The organism is Enterobacter cloacae complex sp. 382A5 (assembly GCF_050031095.1).
Lineage (GTDB): Bacteria > Pseudomonadota > Gammaproteobacteria > Enterobacterales > Enterobacteriaceae > Enterobacter > Enterobacter cloacae.
Map to the genome: position 1 here is coordinate 572649 of NZ_JBLGVK010000001.1, position 24590 is coordinate 597238.

Here is a 24590-nt window from a genome sequence, read left to right on the forward strand (position 1 = left end):
GTGGCACTCACGGCGATTTCACCCTTAACCACTGGAAAATGCTATGACCTCTTCAAAGCTCGAAGTATTAACCCCTGCGAACTGTCAGATTATTTTCATCGACCACCAGCCACAGATGGCGTTTGGCGTGCAGTCTATTGACCGCCAGGTGCTGAAAAACAACACCGTGGCGCTGGCGAAAGCGGCCAAAGTGTTCAACATCCCGACCATCATCACCACCGTAGAGACTGAAAGCTTCTCCGGTAACACCTACCCGGAGCTGCTGGACGTGTTCCCGGGCCAGGACATTCTGGAGCGTACCTCCATGAACTCCTGGGATGACCAGAAGGTGCGCGACGCGCTGAAAGCCAACGGCAAGAAGAAGGTGGTGGTTGCCGGTCTGTGGACCGAAGTGTGCAACAACAGCTTTGCCCTGTGCGCAATGCTGGAAGGCGACTACGAAATTTATATGGTGGCGGACGCGTCCGGCGGTACCACCAAAGAAGCCCACGACTTCGCCATGCAGCGCATGATCCAGGCGGGCGTGATCCCGGTGACCTGGCAGCAGGTGATGCTGGAGTGGCAGCGCGACTGGGCGCGTAAAGAGACCTACACCGCGGTGATGGATATCGTGCGCGAGCACTCCGGCGCGTACGGCATAGGCGTGGATTACGCTTACACCATGGTGCACAAAGCGCCGTCTCGCCAGAAGAGCGAGCACCGTACCTTAGCGCCGGTCCCGGCCCGCTAAGTCCCGGCGGCAGGCTGGTCCCTCATCCGGCCTGCCACTGACTGCTTTCTGGAGTTCTCTATGAGTACAGGGTTGATATCCCTTGCGGCAGGCGTGTTGATCGGCCTGATGTATGCCGCGCTGAAGGTACGCTCCCCCGCGCCGCCCGCGCTGGCGCTGATTGGCCTGCTGGGGATGCTGGCCGGGGAGCAGGCGACGCGCCATCTGTTAGCCCGCGACAGCGTGGCCAGCGTTCCGGCAGTGGTTCACCATCCGGCAGGAGAGTCATCATGAAGGCCTGGATAATTTCGCTGGTGTGCGGCGTGCTGGCTGGGGTAATTTACGCTCTGCTCAACGTCCACTCTCCGGCACCGCCGGTTGTCGCCCTGCTTGGCCTGTTTGGCATGCTGGTGGGCGAACAGCTGATCCCGGTGGGACGTCGCATACTGAATCGCGAACCGCTGACTCTGGCCTGGTTTCGTCACGAGTGTGTGCCGAAAATCAGCGGCACGGCGCCTCCCGCGCCCGTGAAGGAAAACCGCGACGTTTAATGATTTTTTGAGGAATAACAGCATGACGCTGCCGTGGCGCATTGCCATCATTGATGACGAACGTTCTGTCCGCAGCGGGCTGAGTAACCTCCTGGAGTCGGAAGGGTATGCGACCGACACGTTTGATTCGGCAGAGGTGTTTCTGAGCCACCCGTTCGCCCTGTCCGGCGCGGCGCTGGTGATCACCGATATCAAGCTGCGGGGCATGAACGGCCTGGAGCTGTTTGAAAAGCTGCGGCTGTTGGCTGCCCCGCCTCCCCCCGTACTCTTTATCTCCGGTCATGCTGATGAAAATATGCAGCGGTACGCTCTTGATTTGGGCGCCGCTGCATTTTTGCGTAAGCCTATTAACATCGATATTCTGCTGGATCATATTCAGCGGGAGCTGGCCCGCCGACAATAAGGATCGCGGATGAACGAAAACGAGCTGCCTGCATTCTGGCCCGCCCAGGGAAATCTCCATGATGGGCGGGTTTTTGTCCTTAAAGAGGATGTCATTTTTACCGTGCTGGCGCAGGAGGGCGGGATCTCCTGGATGAACGCCCGACATCCCCATTCTGGCGGCTCCTTTATCATTGCCACCGCGGTCAGCGACGAAGAGGAAGAGCGGGCCACCCGGCTGCTCAAAAATGAGTTTGCGTTGCGCGATCACCTTCAGGACAGCTGGGCCATTCGCGCCGTGGCCTCCACCCAGTACCGGGGGCGTTTTGCACTGGTGTATGCGCCATTTTCGTTTGAGCTGCTGGCGCGACGCGCGGGCAGGGCGATCTCGGGGATCGCCCGGTTTATCGAGCTGGCGATCCAGATCAGCACGCCGCTGCGTCAGATGCACCTGCAGAACCTGATCCACGGCGATATCAAGCCCGGCAATATCTTTGTTCATCACGATTCAACCTGCCGTCTGGGCAGCTTTGGCCTCTCATGCAGTATCTCCGGGGCCTTTTCCCAGACCCGGCTGGCCGTCTCTGGCGGTACGCCCGCCTATATGTCCCCGGAGCACACCACCCGCACACAGCGGGCCGTCGATTGCCGCAGCGATCTCTACAGCCTGGGCATTGTGCTTTATGAGCTCCTGACCGGACGCCTGCCGTTTGAGCTCGGCGAGAACGAGCAGACCAACTGGGCGCATTACCACATTGCCTCTGAGCCGCTCTCTCCCGCCGTGTTGCGCCCGGATGTGCCCGACATGCTGTCGACCATCATCCTCAAGCTGCTGGAGAAGCAACCCGATAACCGCTACCAGACCGTCGACGGGCTGATTGCCGATCTTCGACGCTGTCAGGCGACGTTAACCTCCGAAGGCGAGATCGTCGCCTTTACGCCAGGCCAGCAGGACCGGACGCCGGCGATCCATCTGGCGGACTCCCTGTTTGCGGCGCATCCGCAGGCAAACGACGTCATCGCCGCGTTTGAGCGGGTGGGGCAAAACATTGTGCCGGAGCTGGTGACGATCGGCGGGCCGTCGGGGATCGGTAAATCCTCGATTATCGCCACGGCGCTAAAAACGTTGCAGCAGCGCAGGGTGCTGCTGGCGGTGGGCAAGGTCGATCAGTTTTCGCCGACGTTACCCTACGGCGTATTAAGCTCGGCGTTTCGCACCCTGACGCTGCACCTGCTCGGGCTGCCTGCGGAAGAGGTGGCGAAGTGGAAAATCCGCCTCTCGCGCGCCCTGGAAGGATATGAAGAGCTGGCCGTCAGCCTGGTGCCCGAGCTGGGGTTGCTGCTGGAGTGTAAACCTCGCTTCTCGGCAGATACATTTTCCATTGATGCCCGGGCCCGCTTCAGCCATATGGTGCTGGCGCTGGTTAAAACCTTTGCCTCGCAGGGCTGTCCGCTGGTCTTGCTGCTTGACGATCTGCAGTGGAGCGACGCCGCCAGCCTGCAAACGTTGAAGCACCTGCTGGCGACCTGCGGTGCCATTCCGCTATTGCTGGTGGTGGCGCACCGGGACATCGCCTCGTTGTCCGATCCCGCGTTACAGCAGCAGCTCGCGAGCCTGCCGGCGTCGGCGCAACACGCCATCGAGATTATCCCGCAGCCGCTGACGGTGAAGGCGGTAGCACGCTGGCTGGGCACGCTGTTTCGCGTGCGCAGCGCCACAACAACCGATCTCGCCACGCTTATCCACGAAAAAACCGGCGGCAACCCGCTGTTCGTGCATGAGTTTTTCCGCCGCATTGTTGATGACGGGCTGGTGGTGCATAACAAGTATCAGGACAAATGGCAGTACGATCTGCAGGCGATCCGCGCCCGGCATTACACCGAAAATGTCGTCACCCTGGTGCTGGAAAAGCTTGAAGAGATGCCCGACGAGACGCGTCGTCTGCTGGGCAGCATTGCCTGTCTTGGCGGCACGGGCGAGCTGGAGATGTTGTGCCGCGTGGTCGGGATGTCGGTGGCGGAAATCCGTTATGCGCTGCACCCGGCGGTGATGGCGCAGCTGATTGTGCTGACGGAAAAAGCGTATGCCTTTACCCACGACAGGGTGCAGGAGGCTGCTTTCGCACTGCTGGATCAGCGTGAGAGGAGCCACCTGCACCTGACCACCGCCAGCCTGCTGGCCGAGGCCGCGCGTCAGGCGGCGGGGAACGAACTGCTGTTCCGCGCCGTGCACCACGTGACGGCCGCGCTGGACAGCATTCAGCCTGCGCCGCAGCGCCAGATGTTCCGCGAACTCAGCCTGCTGGCCGCACGGCGGGCGAAGCGCACCGGCGATTATCATTCGGCCCTGAGCTACATTCAGACCGCCAGAGCGCTGGGCAATGCCGGGAAGGTGTCTGACTTTATGCTCGACATCGAAGAGGCGGGCTGTGAATTTGCGCTCGGCCACCTGGAGCGAACCCGCGAGCTGTGTGACGCGATCCTCGGCTGCCCCGGCGGGCTGACTGAAAAAGCGCTGGCGGCTAACCTGCTGGTGGAAGTCTACATTCGCCAGTCCGACAGCCGTCTGGCGCTGGAGGCGGCGCTGTGCTGGCTGGGGATTTTTGGTATCCAGATCAGCCACTACCCGGAAGACGTCGAGTGCGACGAAGCCTGGAAACACTTCTGCAACCGCGTGGGTGAGGCGCCGCAACAGTATTTTGTCCAGCTCTCGCAAATGGACAACCCGCAAACCGAAGCGGTGATGAACCTGCTGTATAGCGCCAGCATTTGCGCCAGTTTTATCTGTCCGCGCCTGCACTTTTTGCTGCTCTGTCGCATGATGCACCTGACCCTCGACCACGGTATCACCGGCGCCTCCACCACGGCGATGGCCTGGTTTGGGGTGTTGATTGGCCAACGCTACGCCGAGTATCGCCTTGGTTTCCAGTACGGCACGCTGGCCCGCGAGCTGGTAAACCGTCACGGCTACGATGCCTTTGAAGCCAAAACCCTGCTGCCGCTCGATCAGCTCAGCGTCTGGACCCAGCCGCTGTCGTTCACCATCGAGTGCGCCAAGGCCTGCTTTACCGCCGCCGTCACTCACGGTGATATGACGGTGGCCTGCTTTGCAGCCTGCCATCAGGTGATCAACTTCCTCTCGCGGGGCGATCATCTGGACGGGGTGCTGACCAGCATCGATCGCGGTCTGGCCTTTGTCCGTAAAACCCACTTCCAGGACATCGAAACGATTTTGATGCTCCAGCGCGGCTACGTTGAGTTTCTGCGTACGCCGGTCATCGGCACCTGGAGCGCCGCGCAGGTGCTGCCTGAAGCGATGCTGCCAGCGGCGCCTGAGCAGGCCCCGGAGCAGACCTCGACCATGCTGTTCTGGTACTGGCTATACCGTGGGATGGCGCACTTTACCTGCGGGGAGTATGCCGCCGCGCAGGCGGAGCTGGAGCAGGCGGGCTGGTTCGCGTGGTCTGCGCCTGGCCACATTCACCTGCTGGATTACCATCTCTACAGCGCCCTGTCGCTTTCCAGACAGCTTACGCCGGAGACCTTCTCGGCGAATCACCGTCGCAGCATTCACGCCCACTACGACAAAATCGCCCTCTGGGCACGGATTAATCCGGGCACGTTTGCCGACAAAGAGGCGCTGATTTACGCCGAAATCGTGCGTCTGGACGGGATGAACAGCATTGCGCTTGAGCAGTATGAGAAAGCGGTGCGCCTCTCGCGGGAGGGTGGTTTTAATCCGCTGAACGCGCTGGCCCACGAGCTGGCAGGGCGCTTTGCCCTTGCCTGCGGCTATCCGACCGCCTCGGACGCCCACTTCCGCGGGGCGATCGCCGCCTGGGGCCGCGCCGGTGCACAGGCAAAAGTGCGCCAGCTTGAGCAGGATTTTCCGCATCTTCTGAGCTCCGCCCAGGCCAGCGCGTACGACACGGTGGCTTTCGCGCAGAATGAAGTGATTCGCGATCTGCAAAGCGTGATCAAGGCGTCACGCGCGCTGTCTGAAGAAATTAACCTTGAGCGGTTGATTGAAAACCTGATGACGCTGCTGCTTGAACGGGCCGGGGCGCAGCGCGGTCTGCTGCTGCGCGTGAGCGACAACCATATCCCGGAGATCGAGGCCAGCGCGTGGACCAGTACCGACGGCGTGCGGGTGCGGATCCTGAAAGAGGTCCCGATGGCGACCGATATGCCGCTGTCGGTGCTGGCGGCGGTGATCCGCACCGGACAGGAGATCCGCACCGGCAAGCCGGAAGAGTTCCACCCCTTTAGCCAGGATCCTTATCTCGTGACCTCGGGGGCGGCCGTGATGTGCGTCCCGATGTTCAAACAGGCGCGGCTGGTGGGCGTGCTCTACCTGGAAAATCGCCTGATGCCGGAGGTCTTTACCGCCGAGCACTCCCGTGTGGTGAGCCTGCTGGGGGCGCAGGCGGCGGTCTCGCTGGAGACGGCGCGCCTGTATGCCGAGCTGCTGGCGGAAAACATCCAGCGTCGTCGCGTGGAGAAAGAGCTGCGATCCAGCCAGACCTCGCTGATGCTGGGCGAGCAGATCAGCCACACCGGCAGCTGGCGCTGGGAGCTGGAGCAGGATCTGATGTTTATCTCTGAGGAGTACGCCCGAATCCTCGGCCTGCCTGAACAGCAAAAGAAGATCTCCATGGCGGAGTTTTTGACCTTTGTGCATCAGGATGATTACGCCCGGATCAGTACCATCGTCACCCAAAGCGTACGCGAAGGGCTCTCCATGCGGGCGGAGTTCCGCATTAACCGTACCGATGGCTCAACCCGCTATATTCTCGGGATTGGCGATCCGGTGGGCGTGGGCAGCGAGGTGAACGAGTATTACGGCATCATCACCGACATTACCAGCCAGCGGGCGGCGGAAGATGCGATGCGGGTGGCGCAGGCAGATCTGGCGCGCGTTTCCCGGGCGACCACCGTTGGGCAATTGACCTCTTCCATTGCCCATGAGATCAACCAGCCGCTGATGTCGATCGTCTCCAACGCCGGGGCGAGCCTGCGCTGGCTCAACCGGGAGCCAGCCCGGCTGGATAAAGTGCGTGAAGGGCTGGAGGAGATCGCCGCTGAAGGGGCGCGGGCGGGGGAGATCATCCGCAGCATTCAGTCCCTGACGCGCAAGCAGGATCCGACCTTCTCACGCATCGATCTGCACTACCTGGTCCACCATATCATTGCGCTGTCGCGCAGCGAGCTTGAGCAGCGACACATTAGCGTCGATTACCTTTTGCAGGCGCAGGACAGCTTTATCACTGGCGACAGCGTGCAGATCCAGCAGGTGCTGCTCAACCTGGTGATGAACGCGGTAGAGGCGATGGCCGAGGTGAAAGATCGCTCTTGCACCATCACCATCAGCACCAGCAATGCAGAAGGGAGAGTGCTGGTGGAGATAGCCGATACCGGCAGCGGCATAGAGCCTGAGCGGCTGGAGAAGATTTTTGACTCGTTCTATTCCACCAAAGCGCAGGGCATGGGGATGGGGCTGACCATCAGCGCCAGCATCATTGAGCGGCACTGCGGGAAACTGAGCGCGCGCCGCCGGGAGCCGCACGGCACCGTCTTTGCCTTTAGGCTGCCACTTGCGGCACAGGAAGGGTAACGGCTATTCCGTTGGCAGACTTTTGCTCAGGCGTTCCACGACCCTGACCAGTTCTGCCACGGAGCGCACCTGCATCTTCTCCATCACGCGGCGGCGATGGACTTTCACCGTGATTTCGCTCACCCCAAGCTCGGCGGCGATCTGCTTGTTCAGCAGGCCGCTTATCGCCAGCTGGAGCACTTCATGTTCGCGCGGGGTAAGAGACATATGGCGCTGCTTCAGGGCGTAGTGCTCTTTATTACGCACGGCGTTGTTTTCCGCCAGCCGGAGCGCGGATTCAATGGCGTCGATAAGCGCGGCGGATTCAACCGGTTTGGTCAGAAACTCATAGGCCCCGCCTTTGATGGCACGAACCGACATCGGGATGGTGCCGTGGCCGGTGAGGAAAATAATCGGGATCTCACGCCCGCTGTCCCTGAGGGCATCAGCCACCTCAAAACCGGAGATGGTGGGCATTTGCATATCGAGGATCACGCACGAAGGCAGATCCTCGAAGCGGTGCTGAAGAAATGCTTCTGCCGATGAAAAGCCGATAGCGTTCAGGTCTGCCGATTCCAGTAGCCCGGTCACGGACTGCCTGACGGCGTCATCGTCATCAACCACATACACAATGTGTTCCATTCACCGCCCCGGTGCTGATTTAAATGTCGAGGATGCAAACCGTCCCTTTGGTTACGTAAGAGACTGTTTATGCTGACTTTCATCTTAACACATTAAATATCATTATCATTTAACAATATGATAACCATATGAAGTATAGCGAGCCGGAGCAGGGGCGGTGAAGGAACGAAACGCTGTTTTTATGCACCGACAAGCTCAATGCGATTGCCGTCCGGGTCCGCGATTACCGCTTCATAGAAGCCGTCCCCGGTCATACGCGGGGCGCTAAGCAGCGTGCCGTTTGCCCTGGCCAGTGCCGCCATGCTGTCCACCTGTGCTTTTCCGCCGACGTTGATGGCGATATGCGCCCAGCCGATAAATTCCGGGTGGGCAGGCGCGTCGGGCAGATCCGGAATGGTCATCAGCTCAATCGTCGGCCCCTCGTCCAGGGTAATAAAATGGGACTCAAAGCCCGGACGATTTTTACTGACGTAGCGTGCGTTGCTGCGGCCATTAAACACCGTTTCCCAGAACTGAACCTGGGCGTTAAGGCTGCGGGTCCAGAGTGCGACATGTGCAATATTCATTGTAACCCTCGTTGTTTGTGTTGCGCGGTTATGCAACATTATGCGCATTGATACTCGATTAGAATTTTTAAAGGACTTTCAATGCTCGATTATGCAGCTTTTCCTGAACAGCGACAAGCGCGGATCCGCCAGATCCTTCAGAAGAGCGGAAGGGTGGTCTGTACCGAGCTGGCGAGCCAGATGAACGTATCCGAGCACACTATTCGCCGTGATTTACATGAACTTAGCAAAGAGGGCTATTGCAAAAAGGTCTACGGCGGCGCGGTGCTTCAGCTTCCGGATGCGGGTAATTTTTTAAGCCGCGAGCAGAAAATAAGTGCAGAAAAGCACACAATCGCGCAGAAAGCAGCAACGCTGGTTCAGGCGGGCGGGTGCATTTTTATCGACGCGGGGACAACAAACCTGGCGCTGGCGAAAGCGCTCCCGGCGGATCTCAACGTCACGGTGGTGACCAACTCCCCGGCCATCGCCACGGAACTGCTGCGCCATCCCCTGTGCGAGGTGATCATCACCGGCGGGCAGATCCAGCGGGCATCAGGCGGGTCGGTGGGTGCCACGGCCGCGGGTCAGATCCAGGGCATTATCTTCGATCAGGCCTTTATTGGCGGCTGCGCGATGGATCCGCAAATGGGACTCACCGGCTTTGACTTTGCCGACTGCGAATTCAAAAAGGCGGTTATCGCCCAGAGCAACCAGACCATCGTGGCCCTGACGGCAGACAAACTTCCCGGCGTGGCGCGCTTTGTGGTGGCGACGTGTCAGGACATTGATGTGCTGGTGGTAGAAGAGGCGCTGGAACAGGGCGTTGTCGACGCGTTTGCGGCCCAGGACATTCGCATTGTGTGCGCCTGAGGACTTTCACGGGTAAAACAGGCTACACTCTGGTTTTGAGCGCTAAATGCTGAGGACATAACAATGCACTACACACTGAAAGACGGCGATAAGGATAAAGCGGAAGGGACACAGAGCGCACTGCAGCAGAAGCTGCTGGAATCCCGCTCGATTGTTATCTCCGGTGAAATCAACCAGGCGCTGGCAGAGAAAGTCATCACCCAGCTGATCCTGCTGCAAAGCGTGAGCAACGATCCGATCAAACTGTACATCAACAGCCAGGGCGGTCACGTGGAAGCCGGTGATACCATTCACGACTTCATCAAGTTCATCCGCCCGGACGTGCACGTGATCGGTACCGGCTGGGTGGCGAGCGCCGGGATCACCATCTTCCTGGCGGCGAAAAAAGAGCATCGCTACTCGCTGCCAAACACCCGCTTTATGATCCACCAGCCGCTGGGCGGCGTGCGCGGTCAGGCGACGGATATTGAGATTGAAGCGCGCGAGATCATCCGCATGCTGGACCGGGTAAACAAACTGATCGCCGACGCCACCGGCCAGCCGCTGGAAAAAGTGAAAAAAGACACCGACCGCAACTTCTGGATGTCTCCGGCCGAAGCGCTGGATTACGGCATTGTGGGTAAACTGATTACCCATTATGACGATCTGAAGCTGGATTAAGTTTTTAACGCCGTGTACGTGTCGGGTGGCGGCTACGCCTTACCCGACCTACGCGTGCTGGTTTGACCCATGACAAGTTCCCCCTCTGCCTTCTTGCCTATAATCGCGCCTGTTTCCCCTCTCACTGGTGCTATCCATGGCGTATCAACTGAACCTGAACTGGCCGGAATTTATTGAGAAATACTGGCAAAAAAAACCCGTTGTGCTGAAAAATGCCTTCCCGAATTTTGTCGACCCGATTACCCCGGACGAGCTGGCAGGCCTGGCGATGGAGCCGGAGGTCGATAGCCGTCTGGTGAGCCATTTCAACGGCAAATGGCAGGCCAGCAATGGTCCGTTTGAGCACTTTGACGGCCTGGGCGAAACCGGCTGGTCGCTGCTGGCGCAGGCGGTGAACCACTGGCACATGCCGGCGGCGGAGCTGGTGCGCCCGTTCCGCGTGCTGCCGGACTGGCGTCTGGATGACCTCATGATCTCCTTCTCCGTGCCGGGCGGCGGCGTGGGCCCGCATATCGATCAGTACGATGTGTTCATCATTCAGGGGATGGGCAGCCGTCGCTGGCGCGTGGGTGACAAGCTGCCGATGCGTCAGTTCTGCCCACATCCGGCGCTGCTGCACGTGGATCCGTTTGAACCGATCATCGACGAAGATCTGGCGCCGGGCGATATTCTCTACATTCCACCTGGATTCCCGCACGACGGCTTCACCCATGAAACCGCGCTGAACTACTCTGTGGGTTTCCGGGGGCCAAACGGCCGCGATCTGATCAGCAGCTTTGCCGATTACGCGCTGGAAAACGATCTGGGCGGAGAGCATTACAGCGATCCGGATCTGACCTGCCGCGAACACCCTGGGCGCATTGAGCAGTACGAGCTCGATCGCATTCGCCAGATGATGATCGACATGATCGGTAAGCCGGATGATTTCACAAAATGGTTCGGTAGCTTTGTCTCCACGCCGCGTCACGAGCTGGATATCGCCGCCGCCGAGCCGCCGTATGCGCCCGAGGAGGTGCTGGACGCGCTGCAGGGCGGCGAGAGATTGTCTCGCCTGAGCGGCCTGCGCGTGCTGAATATCAACGGCAGTTTCTTTATCAACAGCGAACAGCTCGAGACAGTCGACGCGAAGGCGGCGGACGCGCTGTGCCGCTACACTGAGCTGGGCCAGGCCGAGCTGGGCGATGCGCTGAACAACCCGGCGTTTGTCGAGGAGCTCACCGGGCTGATTAACCAGGGGTACTGGTATTTCGACGAGTAGTGCGGCCTGTTGCCCGGTGGCGCTGCGCTTACCGGGCCTACAACGGCAAGAGCGTAGGCCGGGTAAGGCGAAGCCGCCACCCGGCAAAAAACCGCACTATTCCTCCATCGCAATCACAATCGCTTCACCCATCTTCTTCAATGCCTCGCGATGCTTATCCGTCGGCGGTAATGCCACGTTAATCCGCAGGCAGTTGCGGTACTTTCCGGAGGCGGAAAACAGCGACCCGGCCGCGGCCTGGATCTTCAACCGGCACAGCTGCTTGCTGACGCACACCATGTCGACCTTCTCCGGTAGCTCCACCCACAGCAAAAAACTGCCCTGCGGGCGCGTCACGCATATGTCTGCCGGAAAATATTGCCGTACCCAGCAGGTATAGGTTTCCATATTCTGCTGATAAATCTGGCGCATACGGCGCACGTGGCGATGATAATGGCCGTCGCGGATAAACGCCGCCACCGCCATCTGCGTGCCCGGCACGTTAAACCCGCCCGCGGCGTATTTCATGTGCATCACCCGGTCGTAGTAGCGTCCCGGCACAATCCAGCCGACGCGTAACCCTGGCGCCACGGTTTTGGTAAACGAACTGCAGAGGATCACGCGGCCATCAATATCCATGGAGTGAATGGTCCGCGGGCGCGGGTATTCCGCTGCCAGCTCGCCGTAGATATCATCCTCGACGATCACGATATCGTGCCGCTGGGCCAGGGCCAGCACCTGCTTCTTACGCGACTCCGGCATGATAAACCCAAGCGGATTATTGCAGTTGGGCACCAGGATGACTGCTTTGATGGGCCACTGCTCCAGCGCCAGTTCTAATGCCTCAATGCTGATCCCGGTTTGCGAATCGGTCGGAATTTCTATCGCCTTGATGTCAAACCCGCGCAGCATCTGCATGGTGCCGTGGAACGACGGCGACTCCACCGCCACAATGTCTCCTGGTTTACAGACCGACAGCAGGGCGATGGAGAGCGCGCCGTGGCAGCCGTTGGTGATCACAATCTCGTTCGCCGCCACGGTGGAGCCCCCGTCGAGCATCAGCCGGGCGATCTGCTCGCGCAGCTCAAGGCGCCCGTCGAGTACGTCATAGCTCAGCATTTCGGCGGGGTTGTGCTGTGCGATGCGGCTCATCTCACGCCACAAGGGCTTCAGGCTCGGCTGGTTAACGTCTGGCGAACCGCCGCCAAAGGAGATCATCTCTTTGTCGGCGCGGGCATCCAGCAGCATCATCACCTCATCCCACTGGGTGACGTCCACCGGGCGCTGCACCGGGCGCGTCATGGCCGGCACCGGCGGCTGGGCCTTGCGCTTAGACACAAAATAGCCGGAACGCGGCTGGGGAGTGATGAGCTGCAGGTTTTCGAGGATCTGATAGGCCTGCTGTATGGTGCTGATGCTCACGCCGTGCTCCTGGCTCAGCGCGCGTACCGACGGCAGACGTTCACCGCTGCGATACAGCCCTTGTTCAATGCGTTCTGCCAGTAGATTGGCCAGATGTTGGTAGCGCGTCATGCTGTATCCTTTGTTGTCACCATACAGATTACAAAACCAGTACAGATTGCCGCAAAAAACGGCATGCAGATACCGTTTTAGCGGATCTGTATGTTAAACAAAAGTTGTTTTTGAGTCTGTATTGCTAAAGCCGTTTTCCACGATCATAGCCCCACAGACACGGTGAGGAGAGCATCATGGAATTCTACGAAAATCGTTCAAAACGTCCGTTTATTGTCTTCGTCTGGATCGGAAAAACGATCTGCAACTGGTATCGCATCAACCGTACCCGCCGCATTCTGAGCCAGATGAGCGACGAGCAGCTCAAGGACGTTGGATTGTCGCGGTATGATGTGTGAGTCACGTCGCCGCCGGGTGGCGGCTGCGCCTTACCCGGCCTACTCGATCCCGTAGGCCCGGTAAGCGTAGCGCCACCGGGCGATGTTTAGCTCAACAGCGTAAGTGTCTGCCGCTTCGGTCTTTCCAGCAAATCCACCGCCTCCTGATATGACCGCACGTTGTTATAGCCCATCACCAGCCCGTAGCGTTTGCCCGACCCGCGATACCACTCTGAAAGGGCATTCACCTGCAGCTGCTGCGCTTGCCAGCAGCACGCCACCTCCCGATCGTTGCTGCCTTTCGCCAGAAACGCCACGATATGCATTCCGCCGTCGTTCTGCTCGGTGAAAAACAGATCGCCATATACCTCACGCAGGGCGGCAATCATCCACTCCCGGCGGGTCTGGTACAGGGCGCGCATCTTCTTGAGATGACGGAAAAAATGGCCCTCGTTGAGAAAGGTGGTGAGGATTTTTTGCGTCAATACCGGCTGGCCGCTGGCGACGATGTCCGCGCAGTCGGTAAATGCCTCAACCGTGCTGGCGGGCATCACGATGTAGCCCATGCGTAAGGAGGGCATAATGGTTTTACTGAAAGTGCCCATAAAGATCACCCGATCATGACGATCGAGGCTTTTCAGCGACGGCAGCACCTTGCGGGTATAGTGAAATTCTCCGTCGTAATCATCTTCAATAATCCACGCCCCGTTCTGGCTCGCCCAGTCGAGAAGCTGCTGTTTACGCGGCAGAGAGAGCGTTACCGCCAGGGGGCTCTGGTGAGAGGGCGTCACGATAGCAAAACGGGCGTCGCGGTGATGGTGCAACAGGTACTCCGTGTCGATGCCGCAGCGATCGACCGGCACGGTGTGCAGACGTGGCACAATCCACTTAAGCAGCTGCTGGCCCATGAAATAGCCTGGGTCTTCAAACACCACTTTGTCGCTGCGGCTGGCGAGCGTATCGAGGATCAGGCGCAGACTGCCGCTGTAGCCGCTGGTGATCAACACCTGTTCGGCGGTACACGAGAGCCCGCGGGAGATATTCAGATAGCGGGCGATGGCCTGGCGCAGGGGATACCAGCCCAGCACCGGCGGATTGAGCATCTCTTCCGGGCGCATCGAGCGCGTCGCCTGGCCTGCCAGCAGTAACCATTTTTTATAGGGGAAGCTGTCGAGGGAGGGAATGCCGGGGCGCAGAAAACCCGCTCGTTCACGCTGGCTGATAAGCGATGCCGGGAGTGTACCGGTGGTGTGATCCGCTGGAGCCGGCGTCGCGGGCAGCAAGAGATCGGGATTGACCCGCGTGCCGCGTGCGCCCTGGCTCACCAGGTACCCTTCGCCGATTAAAATAGCATACGCCGTTTCGACGGTTTTGCGCGCCACCTTGAGCTCTTCGGCCAGTACGCGAATGGCGGGCACCTTATCGCCAGGCTTCAGCACGCCGCGCGTAATGTTGTCGCGATAGCGGGTGTAAATGTCGTGATAGCCCGGCTTCATGTCCTACCTCATTTTATGTTTTTTGTATCTTTTTACTATGTCATGACCCGCGTAGATTGTCCTCATCGCATGACACATACCGTGTAAATAAGAGGAAAGACAATGAGCACTCGCGTAAACCACCATAAAGTCACTCCAGCCCTTGCCAACGCGCTGTCCGCCCTGAGCATGGAAGTGGCGAAAACCTCTATCGACCCGGCGCTGAAGCACCTGATCGACATTCGCGTTTCCCAGCTGAACGGCTGTACCTTCTGTCTGGATATGCACTCCAAAGAGGCCAAAATTGCCGGGGAGCGCGAACTGCGCCTTTACCACCTGGCGGCCTGGCGCGAATCTCCGCTGTTCAGCGCTCGCGAGAAAGCGGCGCTGGCCTTCGCCGAAGCGTTGACCCAGATTGGCGTTCACGGGGTGAGCGACGCGTTGTACCGCAGCGTGGCGGAACACTTTTCTGACGTGGAGATTTCAGAGCTGAACTTCGCCATCGTGGCGATCAACGCCTGGAACCGTTTAGGCATTACCTCGCGCATGGCCCCCGGCTCGCTGGACGCAGCTTACGGACTGAACAAGGCTAACCTGGAATAATCCCGCGCTCGCGGATCATCGCCACCAGCGCCCGCAACCCTGGCGGGACGTGGCGATGGCCTGGATAGTAAAGACGCAGCCCGGCAAACGGCTGCGTCCAGTCGTTTAACACGCTCACCAGTTCCCCGCTTTTCAGCTCATCACGGATATAGAGTTCCGGTAAAAAGCCAATCCCCAGCCCCGCTTTGACCGCGCGGATCGAGGCAAAAAGATCGGATGTCGCAAAACGCGGCGGCACGGCCAGCGCATACTGGACTCCCCGACGGGCCAGCTCCCAGCGGTAGATCCCACCGTGGGCCATGCGCATCCCGATCCCCTGATGCAACAGCAGATCCTCCGGCGTTTGCGGGATACCGTGGCGGGCAAAATAGTCCGGTGTGGCGGTCACGAGCTGGCGGATCTCTCCGGTCAGCGGTACGGCGATCATATCCTGCGGCACCGCTTCTTCAAGGCGGATCCCGGCGTCGTAGCCTTCGGCGACGATATCGATCATTCGCGCCTCGCTCACCGTTTCCACGCGCATTTTCGGGTAGCGGATCATAAAGTCGATCAGCAGCTGGTCCAGAAACAGGGAGCCAATATTGTTCGGCACGTTCAGGCGCAGGGTGCCTGCGGGTTCGCCGGTGTCGCTGTGGATCTCTTCCCCGGCCTGACGAATTTCCTGCAGCGCCGGACCGATGCGCGCCACATAACGCTGCCCGGCGTCGGTGAGCGCCACGCTGCGGGTAGTGCGGTTAAAAAGACGCGTCTCGAGGCGGCTCTCCAGCCCGGCGATGGCGTTACTCACCGCCGTGGCGGACATACCCAGCTCCTGGGCGGCACCGCGAAAGCTGCCGCGTCGTACCACCGCCATCACCACTTCCAGCTCTGTCAAACCTGAACGATGCATAGATTATCCTGAAAATCGAAACAACCCTTGCAGCATAGCGTGGATTATCGCAACGGAGTAGTCGTGCCAGACTGTGTCCACACAGCCTGAGGAGGTTTATATGCACCACATCGAACAGATTTTTATCAACGGCGAATTTGTAACCCCGCACGGCACCGAGCGTTTTGATTTATACAACCCGGCGACGGCACAGGTCATAGGGCAGGTGCGTCTGGCAGATGAGGTCGACGCTGAACGCGCCATTGCGGCCGCCAAAGTGGCGTTTCCGGCGTGGTCGCAAACCACAAAACAGGAACGGATTGCTGCGTTAACACGTATGCATGCCGCTGTTGCCGCCCGTCATGACGAACTGCTGGAGGCGATAATCGAAGAGTACGGCGCACCGGCTGCGCGCTCGGCGTGGATGGCCAGTTATCCGGCCGATGTCATTGCCCAGGCGATTGAGGCCCTGGAGGGGTTTGAATTTTCATTTTCAGCGGGGGCGGCATCGGTGCAGATGACGCCGCTAGGCGTAGCGGGCCTGATCACGCCGTGGAACAGCGATGCGGGGTTTATCTGCGGCAAACTGGCGGCGGCGCTCGCGGCGGGCTGCACGGCGGTGATCAAACCCAGCGAAATGAGCGCCCTGCAAACGCAGATTATTACCGAGGCGCTGCGTGATGCCGCATTGCCAGCGGGCGTGTTTAATATCATCACCGGGCGCGGTGAGACGGTGGGGGAGACCATTAGCCGCCACCCGGATGTGGCGAAAATCTCGTTTACGGGGTCGACGAATACCGGCAAAGCGATCCTGCGTAACGCGGCGGAGAGTTTTAAGCGCGTCACGCTGGAGCTAGGCGGTAAATCGCCGACGATTTTGCTGGATGATGTCGATCTTGCACGGGCGATCCCGCTGGTGATTCAGGCCGGGTTTATGAACAGCGGGCAGGCGTGCGTGGCCGGCACGCGTATTCTGGTGCCGCAGTCGCGCAAGGCCGAGATGGAAATCGCCCTGGCGCAGGCGGTGGCGGCGGTGAAATCCGGCGACCCGCGCGAAAGCGCGACAGAGATTGGCCCGATGGTCAGCGAAAAGCAGTGGCTGCGGGTGCAGGGATATATTCGCAAAGGGCTCGACGAAGGCGCGAGACTGCTGGCGGGCGGCGAAGGGCGACCGGACGGGACGCGGGACGGCTGGTTTGTGCGCCCGACGCTGTTTACTGATGTGAACAACCAGATGACCATCGCGCGTGAGGAAATTTTTGGCCCGGTGCTGTGCATTATTCCTTATCAGGACGAGGCAGAGGCTGTCGCGATTGCCAACGATACCGAGTACGGCCTGAGCGCGATGGTGCTGGGGCGTGACACCGGGCGTGCGCGTCGCGTGGCGCAGCAGATTGTTTCCGGGCGCGTGCTGGTAAACACCCTCGCGCATGAGCCAAAAGCCCCGTTTGGCGGGTTTAAACACTCCGGCGTGGGACGCGAGATGGGCGAATGGGGAATTGGAGCGTTTATGGAGCCGAAGTCGATTGTGGGTTAAACCCTGCCCGGTGGCGCTACGCTTACCGGGCCTACAAAAACCGTAGGCCGGATAAGCGCAGCGCCATCCGGCACAACACTTCGCTCCATACCGAAGCATCCTTGTCATCTGTCCTGCATTCTCTTCACACCATCACAACGGAGAGACCTTCATGATCGCAGTCATTTTCGAAGCTAAAGCCGCGCCGGCGCATCAGGCGCGCTACCTGCAGCTCGCGGCCGAACTTAAACCCCTGCTGGCGGATATTGACGGTTTTATCGATATCGAACGTTTCCAGAGCCTGACCACCGACGGCAAAATTCTCTCGCTCTCCTGGTGGCGGGACGAAGAGGCTATCCGCAACTGGAAGCAGAACGTTTTTCATCAGGCCGCGCAGGCCGAGGGGCGGGAGTCGATTTTTACGTACTACCGCATTCGGGTGGCACAGGTGGTGCGGGAATACAGCGCCGAAAACGGAGGGCACGCGGATGTATGATGTTCATGTGATTTTTAACGATACGCCGGGTGAACTGGCACGCTTTGGTCAGCTGTTGGGCAGTAAGGGGATTGGACTGGAAGGCGGTGGCGTATTCGGCGTTGAGGCACATTTTCTGGTGGAAGACGGCGAAAAAGCCCGCCATGTTCTGCTTGAGGCCGGATTTAACCTGAAAGCGGTTCGTCGGCCCATCATCAGAAAACTGCGGCAGGAACGCCCCGGCGAACTGGGGGAGATAGCTGCCGCACTGGCGGCTCGCGGGGTGTCTATTCTTACCCAGTACAGCGACCATGCGAATCACCTCATTCTGCTGACGGATAATGATAAGCTGGCCGCAGCAATCACCGAACACTGGGCAACCTATGTTAAAGACGAGCTTACCGCCAGATAACAGCGCAGCGCTGGAGCAGGCCATTGCCGCAGTAGCAGCCGCAATGGCCGATCCGTCGCGCGTGAAAATGCTTTGTGCGCTGATGGACGGGCGGGCGTGGACGGCCACCGAGCTGAGTGCGGCGGCGGATGTGGCGCCGTCTACCGCCAGCGGGCACCTTGCGCGGCTGCTGGACGGAAAGCTCATTACCTGCCTGTCGCAGGGGCGCCATCGCTATTATCGCCTGGCAGGTCATGACGTAGCGGAGCTGGTGGAGCAGATGATGGGGCTGTCGTGGCACCGCATTTCTCCGCCGGAAACCAGCGCGCCAAAAGCCCTGCGTGAAGCCCGCACCTGCTACGACCATCTGGCGGGCGCGGTGGCGGTGCAGATCTACGATTTCATGCAGGCCGAAAGTTGGCTGGAGCCAGACGGTTCGGCACTGACCCTGTATGGCCGGGAGCAGTTTCTGAAACTCGGTATCCCGTTAAGCACTCATCCCCGGCGAAAGGCCTGTTGCGCCTGTCTGGACTGGAGCGAGCGGCGGTTTCATCTGGGCGGTGAAGCCGGTGCGGCGTTGCTCATGCATCTGGAAAGCAAGGGCTGGATCCAGCGGGTAGCGGGGTATCGGGAAGTGGTGCTTACGGCTTCGGGGAAGGGCGCCATTACCCGACATTTTAGCCGCTAAACTCCGCTGCGGGCTGTACCCTCACCCCAACCCTCTCCCTTAAGGGAGAGGGGGGCCTCCGTGCAGGCATTATTGTATGGGGAACCCTCAGCCCGCCGGGAGAGGGAGATATCCTTTCGCAATTCCTGCTCTTTCGCCTCGCGTTTCTTGATACTTACCCTGATAACTATTATCTTGACGACGTGTTTCGAGAGGTTCCCCCATGAGTGAAGAACAACTGTTTTGCCGCAGGCCGATGGGCATGCGGATGGCGATGATTGTGCGCCAGTGGCGCGCCGTTATTGACGACGCCATTCTCGATACCGGGTTAACCCAGTCGAGCTGGACGGTAATGATGCAGCTTCATCAACTGGGGGATAACGTCTCGGTGAGTGAGCTGGCGGAGGTGCAGGGCATTGAACTGCCGCCGCTGATGCGCACCCTGACACAGCTGGAAAAGCAGGGATACCTGCTGCGCACCGTATCGCCTTATGACAAGCGCATCCGGCTTCTGACGCTGACGCCTGAGGGAAAAGCCATCCTAAAAAGGCTCACCCAGGTGATTGAGACGTACCAGACGCGCGTATCGCAAAACATCGCGCCTGAGCATATCGAAATTTTCAGCGCCACCTTGAATCAAATCGCCTGCAATTTGCGGACAATCCGCGAAGAAGATAACAAGACCGAAAAATAATGACTCCTGAACAAAAGTTTGCCCGCTGGGTAAGGGTGAGTATTGCCTCTTTCCTGCTGATGTTTGTCTACTTTGTCGTCGCCGATATCTGGATCCCGCTGACGCCGGACTCCACCGTCATGCGCGTGGTGACGCCGGTTTCTCCGCGCGTCTCCGGGTATGTGTCGGCCGTGCACGTACACAACAACAGCCAGGTGAAGCGGGGCGACCTGCTGTTTGAGCTGGATGACACGCCGTTTCGCAATAAAGTGGAAGCGGCGCAAATCGCGCTTGAGCAGGCACGCCTGTCCAATGAACAGCTGGACGCGCAGATCGCCGCCGCCCAGGCCAGCCTGAAAACCGCCGTGCTGACCGCGCGTAACGACAAAGTGACCTTTGACCGCTACCAGAAGCTGAGCACGTTACAGAACGTCTCGCAGGCGGATCTGGATAAGGTCCGTACCACCTGGCAGAGCAGCGAGCAGTCCGTGAGCTCGATTCAGGCGAACATCCATAACCTGCGCATCCAGCGTGGCGAGCGGGAAGAGCACCGCAACGTGACGCTGCAAAAATACCGTAACGCGCTTGATGAGGCGGAGCTCAACCTCGGCTGGACGAAGGTTTACGCCCAGGCGAACGGCACGGTCAGCAACCTGCAGCTAAGCCCCGGGTTTTATGCCTCGTCCGGTTCGGCGGCGCTGGCGCTGGTGAATAATCAGACCGATATTGTGGCCGATTTTCGTGAGAAGAGTCTGCGCCATACCCATCAGGGGACCGATGCCGCCGTGGTATTTGACGCCTTTCCGGGACAGGTTTTCCGCGCCCACGTGACCAGCAGCGATGCGGGGATCCTTGCCGGACAGGAGGCGGTGAGCGGCGAACTGTCCGCGCCGGAAACCTCCAACCGTTGGGTGCGCGACGCTCAGCGAATGCGCATTCACGTGGCGCTGGATGAGACGCTGCCGAAACCGCTCCCGACCGGCGCTCGTGCCACCGTGCAGCTCTACAACAGCGAAGGGCCGTTTGCGCGCTTCTTCTCCGGGATGCAAATCCACCTGGTGAGCCTGCTCCACTATGTCTATTAGCACGCTGGCGCGGGTCTTTACCCCGCACGGCAACATCGTCTATACGGCCAATGACTTTCGCCAGACCCTGCGCATCGTCTTTGCCGGGATGATCGCGCTGAGTATTTCAAGTTTCTATAACACCAGCTACGGCGTGTTTTATGTGGTCTACCCCATCATGCTGCTGTCGCTGGTGCCGGTCTTTAACCGCCATGTGGCGAAGCAGTTTATCTTCAGCGCATCGCTAAACTGCGTCGAAATGGTGGTTATTATCGGCTATCTGTCCCAGTGGCCGGTGATCATGACGCTGGTAGTTTTTGCCCTGTATGTCATGCGTTTTCGCTTTATGAGTAAGGGGCCGCTGTTCCTGTTCGGGTCGATGGGCGTGGTGTGCCAGAGCGTGATGCTCAACTTTATGAGCTATCCCACCACCGACTGGCACACGCTGCTGTTTTCCAACATTGAAGCGAGTGTGATGGCGGTATGCCTGAGCGCGCTGATGAACTACCTCCTGCCGGACGTTGAGCCACGCAAGCCGCCGCCGCTGATCGAGAAAGATGATGCCCGCGTGCGGCACGAGTCTCTGCTCTCCGGCACCGTTGCGACGATGATTTTTGTTATCTTCCAGATAAGCGATTTAAGCGATTCGCTTTCGGCGCTGATGGCCGGTGTGTTGATTCTCTTCCCGATGCACTATCGCGGCGCGGTGATGAGCTCTATCTGGCGCGTGGCTGGCGTGGTGCTGGGCTGTCTCTATATTCTGGTGGTGCAGCTTATCCTCTACGATCACAGCAGCCACATGCTACTGATGATGCCGCTTATCGGCCTCGGGCTGGCGTTTGGTGCGCGTCTGCATGTGATGGAGAAGGTGGGAGCCGGCGTTGGGTTTGCCAGCATCACCACCATCGGGATTATGTTCGGTCAGAACATGCACCCGGACAGCGACCTGGTGTTCAGCGATCTCTACCGCATCACCTCGGTGACCTTTTCTCTGGTGGCGACGCTGACGATGGTGTTTCTGGTGCACTTAATCCTCAATCGCTTTGAGGCGACGCGCTACGTCATTGCACCACCCAAAACGGAGTAATGCGCAAGCACGGCGGGCAGTTGCGAAAGTAAAAACAGCATCAGGCCAATCGTCCCGCCCACCAGGGTGCCGTTGACGCGGATAAACTGCAGATCTTTGCCGATATTAAGCTCGATCTGGCGGGACATATCTTTGGCGTCCCAGCTTTTTACCGTGTCGCTGATATGACGGGTGAGAAACGCAGCGAAATCCGGTGCCACGCGGTGTGCCGCCTGCTCGAGATGCTCATTGAGCGATGCCCGCAGGCTGTCGTCACCGAGTAGCGTTTCACCAAACCACTGCCCGGCGTTGGCGATGCGCTGCTTCACGCGGGAATCCTCACGTTGCATATCCGCCTTCAGCCACTGGCGCAGGTCAGCCCACATCTCACCCAGATAGCGGTTGAACGCGTCGTCGTTCTTCAGGTAATGCTTGATGTTCTCTGCCTTTGCGGCCATCTCCGGATCGTTTTTCAGGTTGTCGATAAGCTTCAGCGTGGCGCGGTCGAACGCCTGGCGGATCTGGTGGGTGCGGTCATGACTGACGTCGTCCAGCAGGGTATTCACCGCGTTCGACACCATCTCCGCGCTCTGATCGCCCAGCCACTCGGTGGGCAGCACCATCGCCTTGCGCGGATGCTCGGTTTTAAGCCAGTGGACGATCTGGTCTGAAATAAATTCCCGCGTGCTATCGCGTTGAATCAGGGTGATCAGGCGGTTGATGATGGCGTCCAGCAGTACCTGATGCCGGTTGTTTTTGGTCATGCTCTCCAGCATCACTGCGCTGGTTTCGGTGAAATCGACCTTGTCGATGGCCTTATGCACCGCGCGTTTGAGCAGGCGCTGAATACGCCCGTCGTCGGTCAGCTCAAGAAAACCGCCCATCACCTGAATCAGATGCTGTCCGACACGCTGGGCATTGTCGGGCTTGCTAAACCAGGTGCCAATCATCTGCGCCGGCTCATAACGGCGGATCAGCGCCACCAGCGACTGGGTGTCGAGAAACTTCTCCTGCATGAACTGGCCGAGATTATCGCCAATCCGGTCTTTATTGCGCGGGATAATCGCCGTATGGCGCGAGATAAACGGAATGGGCACCCGGCGAAACAGCGCGACGACCGCAAACCAGTCCGCCAGCGCACCAACCATCGCCGCCTCGGCAATGGCCTTCACGCCGCGCACCCAGAAGGTTTGCGGCAGAAACAGGGTAGTGATAAACGCCGCGACGGCAATCAGCAGCAGCGACAGCGCCAGCAGCTTGGCGCGTTTGAGTTCAGCAATTTTTTCCATGGGTTAAGGATAGAGGGAGACGGGGGGAAAGTGCAAAGACGGGAGCGTTACACCATCTTCGCTTCTGGAATCTGCCTTCCGAAATTAAACACCGCTTTTGCTTAATGGGTTTAATCCTTGCGCAGTTTGTATATGCTTTTTTGTATATACAATCAGGGAAGGGTACACTATGCCAACGGAGTATGAGTGGGATAGCGATAAGGCGAAAAGTAACCAGCAAAAACATGGCATACGCTTTGAGGATGCGGTTCTGGTTTTCGACGATCCTTATCATTTGTCTGTTCAGGATCGCTATGAGAACGGTGAGTTTCGCTGGCAAACCATCGGCCTTGTGCAAGGCGTCATTGTTATCCTGGTCGCACATACGGTACGTTTCGAAAGCGGAGGCGAAATTATTCGTATCATTAGCGCACGTAAGGCGGACCGTAAAGAGAGGAACCGTTATGAGCATCGTTAAACATAAACGAGGTAGTTCGCCTGAGGTTAGCGCTCGTCGTGACGCTGAGCTAAAAGCATTAGCTGAAAAACCAGAAGCAGAAATCGATTACAGCGATATTCCTGCCACGGACGATAAACAGTGGTCCGGGGCGGTGCGAGGGAAGTTCTATCGGCCACTTAAAACGCAGGCATCTGTACGCATTGACGCCGACGTGATGGAGTGGCTGAAACGGCCTGGAAAGGGTTACCAGACGCGGCTAAACGCCATATTGCGTGAAGCGATGCTGCGCGATCAAAACAAAAAATAGACCACGGGCAGCGTTGGGCTGCCCCTTATTTCAGCTTATCAGCTCCAGCAGTCGCCACAGTACCCACCCGCCAAACCCCATTAGTACAACCCCCGCCGCCCGCTCAATTAGCCACAGCGAACGGCTGAGCCTCTGTTGCACCGCGGGCAGCCCCATCAGTGATACCAGCGCCAGATCCCACACCAGCACTACCAGCACCATCCAGACGCCGCAGGTCGCCTGCTGAAGCAGCGTGACGTTTGGCCCCAGTAGCGCCGTCATCAGCGCCAGATAGAACAGGGCGTTCTTTGGATTTAACAACGCCGAGCCGAGTCCCAGCAGGATCTGCTTACGCAGTGAAGGGAAGCGCTGGTGGGTTTCATTCAGCGCCAGTGCTTGCGGGCGGCTGCGCACCAGATGCGAACCGATCCACAGCAGATACAGCGCCCCGCAAAGCTCGATAAGGGTAAACAGCCACGTAAACTGGCGCAGCGCGCTCCAGCCAATAATCACCAGCAGGATATACAACCCGTTGCCCGCAGCGATGCCGAGGCACAGCCCGGCGCTGCCGCGGACCCGGTAGCGCGCCGCGTAGCCCACCAGCAGGAAGAAATCCGGGCCCGGGCTTAACAGGGCGACAAAATGCGCCAGCGCCAGAGCGAGAAAAGCGGAAGGGAATAACAGTTCCATAGCAACCTCTGTGTAAAAAACCGAGGTCAGACTACGGCGATGCAAAC

At 59.1% G+C, this 24590-nt stretch carries 26 protein-coding genes; 19 read left to right on the forward strand and 7 right to left on the reverse strand.

The features are described from left to right. Window positions 1–43 precede the first annotated feature (43 nt). From ACQG2G_RS02725 to ACQG2G_RS02745, 5 genes are read left to right on the forward strand one after another with little or no spacing between them, the layout of a single operon-like run. Window positions 44–730, forward strand: coding sequence for a hydrolase (locus ACQG2G_RS02725; RefSeq protein ID WP_248766755.1), 687 nt, complete (start codon window positions 44–46; stop codon window positions 728–730). A 60-nt stretch (window positions 731–790) separates the two neighbouring features. After that, window positions 791–1003 (forward strand): DUF1427 family protein, encoded by a 213-nt coding sequence (locus ACQG2G_RS02730; protein ID WP_029882206.1) that lies wholly within the window; start codon window positions 791–793, stop codon window positions 1001–1003. Next, window positions 1000–1260, forward strand: coding sequence for a XapX domain-containing protein (locus ACQG2G_RS02735; protein WP_013095413.1), 261 nt, complete (start codon window positions 1000–1002; stop codon window positions 1258–1260). The genes ACQG2G_RS02730 and ACQG2G_RS02735 overlap by 4 nt, the downstream gene beginning before the upstream one ends. A gap of 22 nt (window positions 1261–1282) precedes the next feature. Next, window positions 1283–1663 carry a response regulator transcription factor gene (locus ACQG2G_RS02740; protein ID WP_013095414.1) on the forward strand — a complete coding sequence of 127 codons (381 nt, stop codon included), beginning with the start codon at window positions 1283–1285 and terminating at the stop codon, window positions 1661–1663. Window positions 1664–1672: 9 nt separating this feature from the next. Further along, a complete protein-coding gene (locus tag ACQG2G_RS02745) occupies window positions 1673–7255 on the forward strand; it encodes a trifunctional serine/threonine-protein kinase/ATP-binding protein/sensor histidine kinase (RefSeq protein ID WP_348595908.1) in 5583 nt (1860 codons plus the stop codon). Window positions 7256–7258: 3 nt separating this feature from the next. Here the strand turns inward: ACQG2G_RS02745 and ACQG2G_RS02750 are convergent, their stop codons facing one another. Both ACQG2G_RS02750 and ACQG2G_RS02755 read right to left on the reverse strand, forming a co-directional pair. Then, window positions 7259–7876: a response regulator transcription factor gene (locus ACQG2G_RS02750; protein WP_023620669.1), complete on the reverse strand. Its 618-nt coding sequence runs from the start codon at window positions 7874–7876 to the stop codon at window positions 7259–7261. A gap of 179 nt (window positions 7877–8055) precedes the next feature. Next, window positions 8056–8442: a VOC family protein gene (locus ACQG2G_RS02755; protein WP_023620668.1), complete on the reverse strand. Its 387-nt coding sequence runs from the start codon at window positions 8440–8442 to the stop codon at window positions 8056–8058. Window positions 8443–8523: 81 nt separating this feature from the next. On the opposite strand from ACQG2G_RS02755, the gene ACQG2G_RS02760 reads away from it, so the two are divergent. From ACQG2G_RS02760 to ACQG2G_RS02770, 3 genes are all read left to right on the forward strand, one after another. After that, the gene (locus ACQG2G_RS02760; protein ID WP_013095418.1) at window positions 8524–9294 is read left to right on the forward strand and encodes a DeoR/GlpR family DNA-binding transcription regulator; all 771 of its coding nucleotides are present in this window, start codon (window positions 8524–8526) and stop codon (window positions 9292–9294) included. A 63-nt stretch (window positions 9295–9357) separates the two neighbouring features. Continuing rightward, window positions 9358–9954, forward strand: a complete 597-nt coding sequence (locus ACQG2G_RS02765; protein WP_013095419.1) for an ATP-dependent Clp protease proteolytic subunit — start codon at window positions 9358–9360, stop codon at window positions 9952–9954. A 136-nt stretch (window positions 9955–10090) separates the two neighbouring features. Continuing rightward, window positions 10091–11212, forward strand: coding sequence for a cupin domain-containing protein (locus tag ACQG2G_RS02770; protein WP_348595909.1), 1122 nt, complete (start codon window positions 10091–10093; stop codon window positions 11210–11212). Window positions 11213–11308: 96 nt separating this feature from the next. Here the strand turns inward: ACQG2G_RS02770 and ACQG2G_RS02775 are convergent, their stop codons facing one another. Continuing rightward, window positions 11309–12724, reverse strand: a complete 1416-nt coding sequence (locus ACQG2G_RS02775) for a PLP-dependent aminotransferase family protein (protein WP_045902491.1) — start codon at window positions 12722–12724, stop codon at window positions 11309–11311. A gap of 176 nt (window positions 12725–12900) precedes the next feature. Between ACQG2G_RS02775 and ACQG2G_RS02780 the strand changes: the two genes are divergently transcribed. Beyond that, window positions 12901–13062, forward strand: coding sequence for a DUF1127 domain-containing protein (locus ACQG2G_RS02780; RefSeq protein ID WP_013095422.1), 162 nt, complete (start codon window positions 12901–12903; stop codon window positions 13060–13062). 86 nt (window positions 13063–13148) lie between these two features. Here ACQG2G_RS02780 and ACQG2G_RS02785 read toward each other — a convergent pair whose 3' ends face one another. Then, a complete protein-coding gene (locus ACQG2G_RS02785; RefSeq protein ID WP_222169209.1) occupies window positions 13149–14537 on the reverse strand; it encodes a PLP-dependent aminotransferase family protein in 1389 nt (462 codons plus the stop codon). Between the two features lie 102 nt (window positions 14538–14639). Between ACQG2G_RS02785 and ACQG2G_RS02790 the strand changes: the two genes are divergently transcribed. After that, entirely contained in the window at window positions 14640–15119 is a 480-nt protein-coding gene (locus ACQG2G_RS02790; protein ID WP_013095424.1) for a carboxymuconolactone decarboxylase family protein, read from the forward strand. Here ACQG2G_RS02790 and ACQG2G_RS02795 read toward each other — a convergent pair. Then, window positions 15106–16008 carry a LysR family transcriptional regulator gene (locus ACQG2G_RS02795; protein WP_023620661.1) on the reverse strand — a complete coding sequence of 301 codons (903 nt, stop codon included), beginning with the start codon at window positions 16006–16008 and terminating at the stop codon, window positions 15106–15108. The two genes, ACQG2G_RS02790 and ACQG2G_RS02795, sit on opposite strands and share 14 nt — an antisense overlap. Window positions 16009–16108: 100 nt before the next feature. Between ACQG2G_RS02795 and ACQG2G_RS02800 the strand changes: the two genes are divergently transcribed. From ACQG2G_RS02800 to ACQG2G_RS02830, 7 genes are all read left to right on the forward strand, one after another. Continuing rightward, a complete protein-coding gene (locus tag ACQG2G_RS02800) occupies window positions 16109–17524 on the forward strand; it encodes an aldehyde dehydrogenase family protein (protein WP_348595910.1) in 1416 nt (471 codons plus the stop codon). Between the two features lie 151 nt (window positions 17525–17675). After that, a complete protein-coding gene (locus ACQG2G_RS02805) occupies window positions 17676–17999 on the forward strand; it encodes an antibiotic biosynthesis monooxygenase family protein (RefSeq protein ID WP_062934842.1) in 324 nt (107 codons plus the stop codon). Further along, window positions 17992–18390 carry a hypothetical protein gene (locus ACQG2G_RS02810; RefSeq protein ID WP_038418619.1) on the forward strand — a complete coding sequence of 133 codons (399 nt, stop codon included), beginning with the start codon at window positions 17992–17994 and terminating at the stop codon, window positions 18388–18390. Before ACQG2G_RS02805 ends, ACQG2G_RS02810 begins: the two co-directional genes overlap by 8 nt. Next, window positions 18362–19057, forward strand: a complete 696-nt coding sequence (locus ACQG2G_RS02815; protein ID WP_038418621.1) for an ArsR/SmtB family transcription factor — start codon at window positions 18362–18364, stop codon at window positions 19055–19057. Before ACQG2G_RS02810 ends, ACQG2G_RS02815 begins: the two co-directional genes overlap by 29 nt. Window positions 19058–19259: 202 nt before the next feature. After that, the gene (locus tag ACQG2G_RS02820; protein ID WP_013095432.1) at window positions 19260–19730 is read left to right on the forward strand and encodes a MarR family winged helix-turn-helix transcriptional regulator; all 471 of its coding nucleotides are present in this window, start codon (window positions 19260–19262) and stop codon (window positions 19728–19730) included. Next, window positions 19727–20794 carry an HlyD family secretion protein gene (locus tag ACQG2G_RS02825; RefSeq protein WP_086528209.1) on the forward strand — a complete coding sequence of 356 codons (1068 nt, stop codon included), beginning with the start codon at window positions 19727–19729 and terminating at the stop codon, window positions 20792–20794. The genes ACQG2G_RS02820 and ACQG2G_RS02825 overlap by 4 nt, the downstream gene beginning before the upstream one ends. Then, the gene (locus ACQG2G_RS02830; RefSeq protein WP_038418624.1) at window positions 20784–21860 is read left to right on the forward strand and encodes a DUF2955 domain-containing protein; all 1077 of its coding nucleotides are present in this window, start codon (window positions 20784–20786) and stop codon (window positions 21858–21860) included. Before ACQG2G_RS02825 ends, ACQG2G_RS02830 begins: the two co-directional genes overlap by 11 nt. Here ACQG2G_RS02830 and ACQG2G_RS02835 read toward each other — a convergent pair. Next, window positions 21830–23128, reverse strand: coding sequence for a DUF445 domain-containing protein (locus tag ACQG2G_RS02835; RefSeq protein WP_348595911.1), 1299 nt, complete (start codon window positions 23126–23128; stop codon window positions 21830–21832). The genes ACQG2G_RS02830 and ACQG2G_RS02835 overlap by 31 nt on opposite strands. Window positions 23129–23297: 169 nt before the next feature. Here ACQG2G_RS02835 and ACQG2G_RS02840 point away from each other — a divergent pair, with 169 nt between their 5' ends. Both ACQG2G_RS02840 and ACQG2G_RS02845 read left to right on the forward strand, forming a co-directional pair. Then, window positions 23298–23585, forward strand: a complete 288-nt coding sequence (locus ACQG2G_RS02840; RefSeq protein ID WP_023620650.1) for a BrnT family toxin — start codon at window positions 23298–23300, stop codon at window positions 23583–23585. After that, a complete protein-coding gene (locus ACQG2G_RS02845; RefSeq protein ID WP_023620649.1) occupies window positions 23572–23874 on the forward strand; it encodes a BrnA antitoxin family protein in 303 nt (100 codons plus the stop codon). Before ACQG2G_RS02840 ends, ACQG2G_RS02845 begins: the two co-directional genes overlap by 14 nt. Before the next feature lie 30 nt (window positions 23875–23904). On the opposite strand, the gene ACQG2G_RS02850 is transcribed toward ACQG2G_RS02845, so the two are convergent. Next, window positions 23905–24543 (reverse strand): LysE family translocator, encoded by a 639-nt coding sequence (locus tag ACQG2G_RS02850; protein WP_048972196.1) that lies wholly within the window; start codon window positions 24541–24543, stop codon window positions 23905–23907. Between the last annotated feature and the right edge of the window lie 47 nt (window positions 24544–24590).